Origin of the sequence: Edaphobacter sp., from assembly GCF_035532915.1 — a bacterium.
In the GTDB taxonomy this organism is placed as follows: domain Bacteria; phylum Acidobacteriota; class Terriglobia; order Terriglobales; family Acidobacteriaceae; genus Edaphobacter.
Window position 1 is genome coordinate 1 of record NZ_DATKQC010000404.1, and the last position, 6,501, is coordinate 6,501.

The 6,501-nt window shown below is 58.1% G+C and carries 7 protein-coding genes; 5 read left to right on the forward strand and 2 right to left on the reverse strand.

What is annotated here, in order from left to right; translation table 11 throughout:
- From istA to VMU57_RS19025, 4 genes are all read left to right on the forward strand, one after another.
- Positions 1-1,088 (forward strand): IS21 family transposase (gene istA / locus VMU57_RS19015; RefSeq protein ID WP_325386314.1); only part of this gene is annotated, 1,088 nt, incomplete at its 5' end.
- Positions 1,085-1,834, forward strand: coding sequence for an IS21-like element helper ATPase IstB (gene istB / locus VMU57_RS19020; RefSeq protein WP_325386316.1), 750 nt, complete (start codon positions 1,085-1,087; stop codon positions 1,832-1,834). The genes istA and istB, both read left to right, overlap by 4 nt.
- Before the next feature lie 523 nt (positions 1,835-2,357).
- On the forward strand, positions 2,358-2,474 hold the full coding sequence (locus VMU57_RS23200; protein WP_414648687.1) for a hypothetical protein: 117 nt from the start codon (positions 2,358-2,360) through the stop codon (positions 2,472-2,474).
- Position 2,475: 1 nt separating this feature from the next.
- On the forward strand, positions 2,476-3,081 hold the full coding sequence (locus VMU57_RS19025) for a plasmid pRiA4b ORF-3 family protein (protein ID WP_325386318.1): 606 nt from the start codon (positions 2,476-2,478) through the stop codon (positions 3,079-3,081).
- Between the two features lie 36 nt (positions 3,082-3,117).
- Here the strand turns inward: VMU57_RS19025 and VMU57_RS19030 are convergent, their stop codons facing one another.
- Positions 3,118-5,613, reverse strand: coding sequence for a bifunctional diguanylate cyclase/phosphodiesterase (locus VMU57_RS19030; protein WP_325386320.1), 2,496 nt, complete (start codon positions 5,611-5,613; stop codon positions 3,118-3,120).
- A gap of 4 nt (positions 5,614-5,617) precedes the next feature.
- Entirely contained in the window at positions 5,618-6,148 is a 531-nt protein-coding gene (locus tag VMU57_RS19035; protein ID WP_325386322.1) for a YfiR family protein, read from the reverse strand.
- A 218-nt stretch (positions 6,149-6,366) separates the two neighbouring features.
- On the opposite strand from VMU57_RS19035, the gene VMU57_RS23205 reads away from it, so the two are divergent.
- Positions 6,367-6,501, forward strand: a 135-nt coding sequence (locus VMU57_RS23205; RefSeq protein WP_414648688.1) for a DUF6788 family protein, incomplete at its 3' end; no start/stop codon positions are given.

Below are 6,501 nucleotides of genomic sequence, written 5' to 3' on the forward strand. Positions count from 1 at the left end.
CGGGCCCGATGGTGTGCGATGCGGAGACGGGTAAGTACCGGCGCACACGGCTGTTCGTGATGACACTCGGGTACAGCCGCAAATCGGTGCGGCTGCTCGTGTTCCGATCGAGCGCCCGCACCTGGGCCGAGCTGCACGAGAAGGCTTTCCGCCGGCTGGGCGGTGCTCCGTCGATCGTCGTTCTCGATAATCTTCGCGAGGGCGTACTCGCCGCCGACATCTACGATCCAAAACTGAATCCCCTCTATCGCGACGTGCTGGCGCACTACGGCGTGACCGCGCTGCCATGCCGAGTGCGGGATCCAGATCGAAAAGGCAAGGTTGAGTCCGGCGTCGCCCATGCGCAAATAACGCCGCTCAAGGGCAAGCGCTTCGAGAGTCTGGAAGAGGCTCAGACGTATCTCGACCACTGGGAAGAACGCTGGGCGGACAAGCGCATCCACGGCCGCACCAAGCGGCAGGTGGCGGCCATGTTCGCAGAAGAGAAGCCGCACTTGAAGCCGCTGCCGCTGGAGCCGTTCCGCTACTACCAGTACGGCAAGCGAACCGTTCACCTGGATGGCTGCGTAGAGGTCGAAGCCGCTTACTACGGAGCGCCGCCCGGCTGGATCGGCCGCGAGGTTCACGTGCAGTGGGATGCGATGTACGTGCGCCTGCTCGATCCGCGCACGGGCGAACTGCTGCGCGAGCATCTGAGCCAGAAGCGTGGCGGGCATCGCATCCGCGACGAGGATCGGCCGCGGCGCACGCCCGTAGGAACGCTGGCGCTGCTGGCCCGCGCCCACAAAGCCGGCCGGAACATCGGCGCGCTCTCGGACGCAATGTACGAACGCAAGCCGGAAGAGAGCGTGCGCCGCATCCAGGGCGTGCTCAACCTGGTGAAGAAATACGGCGCCGCGGCCTGCGAGGACGCCTGCGCGGCGGCGCTGGAGTTGCGCATCGCCGAGTATCGCTTCGTGCGCCGCTATCTGGAGCGCCATCCGGCGGCGCAGATCGCACTGCACCAGATCGACCCACTCATCCGCGAGTTGACCGAGTATCGCGACCTGATCCAACAACGCATCGACTTCGAGGAAAACACTCTATGAATCTGATCGAACTGAATCGCGCCCTGCATCAACTGCGGCTGGGCGGCATGGTGGCCGTGCTGGAAACGCGGCTGCAGCAAGCGCAAACAGACAACATGGCGCCCATCGACCTGATCTCCACGCTGGTCTCCGACGAACTGGCCTGCCGCGGCAAACGGCTGCTCGACCGCCGGCACAAGCAGGCCCAGTTCCGCGACAACGACAAGCGCCTGGACAACTTCGACTTCCAGTTCAACCCCAAGATGAACCGCGCCCTGATCTTCGATCTGGCTGCTGCCGCCTGGGTCGGAAAGCGAGAAGACGCGCTGTTTTTAGGCCCGCCTGGGAGCGGCAAGAGCCACATCGCCCAAGCCATCGGCCACGCCGTGATCCAGCAAGGCTATCGCGTGCTCTACCGTGAGGCGCACGTACTGCTGGAGGAGTTGGCCGATGCTACGCTCGACGGCAAGCGCAAGGAGCACGTCGAACTGTTGTCGACCGTGCCGCTGCTGGTCATCGATGACCTCGGCATGCGCAAACTGCCGGTCACGGCCGCCGAGGAACTGCTCGAAATCATCATGCGTCGCTACGAGCGGGCCAGCACGCTGATCACGTCGAACCGGCCGGTTGATGACTGGGGAAAGCTACTCGGCGACAGCGCCGCCGTCACCGCCATGCTCGACCGCCTGCTGCACCACGGCCATGTGCTCAAGTGCGGACCGCGCAGTTGGCGCACCAAAACCGGCGCCGCGGGAGGGACGCAATGACAACGACAAAAACAAAGGCAAAGACAAAAGCAATAAGGATGCCGGGCAAAGAACGCCCGGCGGCGTCGCAAACTCGGATCCAGAGGCCTCGTCCGGAGCCTCACCATAGGAATCTGGCAGAAGACACGAAACCCTCCACCATCCGGCCTTGCGGCCAAACAGCAGAGGACTTCGATCACCGATTCCTGCGGAGCCAGCCCCGGCAAGTCGGCTCTGGATCGCTCCGCAGGGCGCGACCCCGGCGGAACGATTACAAACTTACCACGCCGGCAGCTGCCACTGCGCAACTCCACGCCTTGCTCAGACTGACTGCGGCAGGGTAAAACAATCACGTCTGGCCCACGCAAAGTGGCCGGTTTTGAACTGACCACAAGTGGCCGGTTTTAACGTGACCACCGAGGCCCATCGCTTAAACCGAAGAAGGTGAAACCCCTGAGAAATCCTGCGCGAACGTGGCCGTGCAGGGCTGACGCACGTCCGGCAAACGGCAAGCGCCTGGGTCGGCCGCTCACCGCCTCCCTCCATGCCGATCAGGTGCACAAACTCCGTCGCTCCGGCCTGCAGCAAATCGGAAGTCGCACGCCGCCTCAACATCGGCCGCACCTCAGTGCGCCGTATCTTATCATCGAAAGAGAGCTGATATGGCAATCAAGAAAAGCAACGCTGCTCAGGATGTCTATCAAATAAAGGTCACGCTGCTTGGCACGAAACCACCCATCTGGCGGCGCCTGGTTGTTCCCGCATCGATCACTCTGGCGAAGCTTCACGATGTGTTGCAAACAGCAATGGGTTGGCACGACGGCCATATGCACCAATTTTGCGCAGGCGACCGGCTCATCGGAAAACCAGATCCCGAGGACTTCGCCATGGGAATGCTCCCGGTTGAAAATGAGCGCACGATCAAGCTCAACAGCGTACTCCGGAACCCTGGCGCCAAAATGATCTACACATACGATTTCGGCGATAACTGGGAGCACGCAGTAGTCCTTGAAAAGCGACTGCCTCTCCTCTTTGATATGAGCTATCCAATCTGCATCGATGGCAATCTCGCATGTCCCCCCGACGACTGCGGCGGCATCCCTGGCTTTTACAACCTCCTCGATGCACTCGCCGACCCGAACCACGAGCAGCATGAGGAAATGCGCGAATGGGTCGGCGATGAGTTCGATCCACAGGCCTTCTCCGTGGACACCGTCAACCAGAAGCTTGCACCCGGGCCTTGTGCCGCCAAATCGCCCAAGCCTTAGTCGCGTTCTACGCCTACACGCAGGCTTGCCGAAAAATCACATTTCAGCGGGCCTTGGCGATGGGGTGGATTCAATCTTGTTGCCTCTAAGCATTTCGGCAACTTTGTCCGCCGACACTGGACGGCTGAAGTAGTTGCCCTGAATTTCGTCACATTGATGTGTGCGGAGAAAGGACAACTGTGCCTCATTCTCGACACCTTCGGCGATCACTCTTAGGTTGAGGTTCTTTGCCATTCCGATGATTGCGGCTGTGATCGCTGCACCGTCTGGGTTGATCGCGACGTCTTGGATAAAGGAACGATCGATCTTCAGTTTGCTCACCGGAAACTGTCTCAGGTAACTGAGGCTGGAGTAGCCGGTACCAAAATCGTCAATTGCAAGACTCAACCCCATTTCCTTCAATTCCCGGAGCACGGCGAACATCACGTCCGCATTGGATAGCAAAAGACTCTCTGTCAGCTCCAATTCGAGGTACTGAGCAGCGAGTCCGGTCTCATAAAAGACACTTCTAATGTGATCGCGGAAGCCGTCCTGGCGAAACTGAACTGCAGAAACATTTACTGCAATTTGCACTCCCGGAAGTCCTTCGTCTTGCCATATCCGAGCTTGCGCGCAGGCAGTCCTGAGGACCCATTCACCGATTGGCACAACCAAGCCGGTATTCTCGGCGATTCGGATAAATCTATCTGGTGGCACGAGGCCGAATTCCGGATGTTGCCAACGGAGCAAGGCTTCCACGCCAACGATCTCACCGGTCGCAATATCCATCTGAGGCTGGTACATGAGAAAGAGCTCTTCTCGGTCGAGCGCCAAGCGCAATCCGCTCTCCAATGTCAATTTCTCTACCATCTGGTCGTTCATGCTTTTCGTGAAGAACTGGATATTGTTGGGACCCTTCTGTTTGGCGCTGTACATGGCAGCATCCGCGTTCTTAACAAGCGCCTCGCTGTCTCGTCCGTTCTCAGGAAACATGCTGATCCCGATGCTACATGTGACGTTGATCGAGTTACCCATAACAGAGAAATCGGCAGTTAACGCGCTTATGACGCGCTGAGCTGCCACCGATGCATCTGAGGCCTGCGCTATGCTGGTCAAGAGCACGACGAACTCGTCGCCGCCTACACGTGCAACCGTATCTTGTTCGCGTGCCCACCCCTTAAGCCTCGCTGCAACTTCCTGCAAGAGGGCATCGCCTGTTGAATGGCCCAGTGTATCGTTAATGATTTTGAATCGATCAAGATCGAGAAATAAAACCGCTACACCTTCCTTCCGCCTGCGAGCACTGGCAAGCGCTTTGGATATTCGATCCTCCAGCAGCGTCCTGTTGGGGAGGCCGGTTAATGCGTCGTAATAAGCAAGAAACTGCACTCGCTCCTCTGCAATTTTGCGCTCTGTGATATCGCGCACGGTGGCCAGAAGCATTGGGCGCCCTTGCAGCTTCATTGCCGCGAGGCATACCTCGGCGTGAAATAGTTCGCCATTCTTGCGTCTATGCAGCCACTCGAATCGCTCCTTCCCCTTCAGAAATGCGGCGGCAATCCTCTTTTCGGCAGCTATCCGAGATGACCTGCCGTCGGGCTGGTTCGGGGGTGAGATGTCGGCAGGGTGGGTGAACTCGGATTTGGTAGAGAATCCGAATAGCTGCAATGCAGCAGAATTGCAGTCTACATAGCCCTTACTATCGATAAGCCAGATTGCATCCGCTGAGTCTTCAAACAACACGCGGTACTTGTTTTCGCTTTCCCGCAGCTCCGCGCTGGCCGCGACCAATTCGGAGGTTCGAAACTCAACTTGCTCCTCCAGATGCTCGCGCTGTTGGCGAAGCTGATTGTTGGAACTCTCAATCTGGGAAAGCATTTCGTTGAACGAACGAATCAGGAGTCCAGCCTCGCCGCCTGCGCCGACTTTGGCGCGGACCGAGTAATCCTTCTCAGTTGAGACTTGACGTGCGACGGCGGCTAACTGCACGAAGGGAGCCCCGATGGAGACTGTGAGGCGCAACGAAGCTACAAATGTGACCAGGACCGAGAGCACAAGAACGAGCGCAGCGATCTTAACGTATTCCAAACGTTGGGAGCGAAGTTCGCCCAGATCGAAAACCAGGGCGATCGATCCTGTGCGTTGGCCATTGAGTAGTACGCCTCGGAAAAGTACGAGTGACGTGCGGTCGAAATAAGCGCCGTCGGGGCGCAGACCTGAAAGGATGATTCCGTTCTGACCACAATTGGGGCTGCGGTATTCTGCAAAGCTATTCCCATCGTTGTCGTAGAGGCGGCCAATTAAGACATGCGGTTCGATAGCCAGTGCGCCCAGCATTTCCTGGGCAGCCTTCTTGTCTTCAAATGCCAGAGAAGCAGCAGAATTGACGCCAAGGGTATCGGCTAAGGCGGTGAGTTCACGGACGGCGCTCGAACGGTAATTTGCGCTCTCGTAGATGCCGAAGCCAAAGGAAGCAAGCAGCACTGCAAGTCCGCTGGCGAAGAGAATCAGGAGAGTGAGCTTGACGCGGATAGATAAGTTCCTGACGTGCATCACTTCACTGTCCGCCTTTCGCCTGGTCGCCAAGAGTTACGGAACTGGCGAGAAGAAGGAGCCGAGAGCTGATTTTGAGGCGCGATGAATCGGCTACGCCCACGTTGATATCGAAGCGGACCTTATCCTGCACGAGATGAAGCCGAATGATCCCTCCCTCTGAGAGAAAGTTATTGGATTCACCGACCGTTAGAACTGGCTGGCCGTGTAAGCTCCTAAGGGTTGCGCTCTGGCGCCGACCCTCATTCCGGCCAAGGAAGAGGATGCTGCAACCCTGCAAAGGTTGCGTCTGACGCAGCCGGCGCACATGCACCACCCGAGTTCCGATAGGTTTGCCCTCTAGCGCGCTCTGCAGTTCCTGAAGGTGCGGCTCGTCGTCGAAGATACACAGATTTAAGGATTGATCTCCGGAGTTAAAAGCGTCGGAGGGCCAGTCGACAAGTTGGGCGAAGTGGAAGAGAAATGCAGCCTTAACCTTGTACACGTCCGTCGCGGTTTGGGCATATGCGGACTGCGGCGCTTGGAAAAGGAGCATGACGAGAACCATCGACATCGAAGCCAACGTGAAGGCCCGCCGAAAGGCTTTTATCACCGGAACATTATATACACAAAACAGATGAGAGTATGCGTACGGCCAAACACAGGGTGCGCGACACAAAAGTGAGAATGCCGCGGATCTCTTTTCTTGCGCCTCCTGGCCGTGCGGATATGATACGCTCGGTGACGAGGCTCCCGATGACCGATCCGATGGCGATGTTGCTTGTCCAAAAGGCTGCTCTTTTGAGTCAAATCGCGGATCTGGGTGACTTTCGCCCCGGCTCCATTACCCCCACAACCGGCCGGTGCGGTAATCCCAACTGCCGTTGTCACCGCCCCAATGAACCGGGG